Below are 736 nucleotides of genomic sequence, written 5' to 3'. Positions count from 1 at the left end.
ATACACTTCCTGAGCACGATCTTTTTTCTGTTGGAGAACCTTCAATTCTTCTTTAGCAATCTTTAATTCTAGTTCCGCACTGGAATAAATATAAGTGTCCGAACCGCCGGCGTTATACAGCAAACCTTGTCCAACACTTGTTCCTCGAATGTCTTCGTTATGTATTTGATTTTGAGCGCTTGCAACCAGAGTTCTGATTCTAGTTTCTAGACCAGTCCAATAATTCAATTGGTTCTGGTACTCTGTCTTGATATTCGTACCATACCCACTACCTGGAACATTCGCTCTATCTAATGCTTCTTTAAAGAATTGCTTGTTCGCAACAATCGTGCTAAGAGTATCCGCTCCCCCGCCTACGACTCCTTCAATCCCTCTCACATGGGACTGCCACTTCTCTCGGTTCGTTTCGATTGTACGGTCTAACTCTCCCAAAGCTTTTTGTCTGTTTGCTTGCAAATCTGCAGAGGATTTGTCCCAAGCTTCCAAACCTTTTTGGATCTGCGCTCTAATCGTAGAAGTCCAACTTTCTCTGGCAGCTAACAGCTTATTAAACGCTTCGGTCCAGTTTTCCTCTCCATTTTTCCATTGGCGCTCTACTGCCTTGTCATACTTAAGTTTTCCTACAACCAAGTCGTCGATCGACTTCTGCCATTGTGCTTGGCCGTCTTGCAACGCTTGCAAGAATTTCGACTGATAATCTTCTCCCTCAACTACACTAGTGGGAGGAGTGAGCACA

General features: G+C 44.0%; 1 pseudogene. It reads right to left on the bottom strand.

Annotated features, from left to right (window positions below):
• A pseudogene (locus CH373_RS18705) lies at positions 1–736 on the bottom strand (hypothetical protein); the annotation flags it as partial.

Origin of the sequence: Leptospira perolatii, from assembly GCF_002811875.1 — a bacterium.
Lineage (GTDB): Bacteria > Spirochaetota > Leptospiria > Leptospirales > Leptospiraceae > Leptospira_B > Leptospira_B perolatii.
This window is presented reverse-complemented; position numbering and strand designations above follow the sequence as displayed.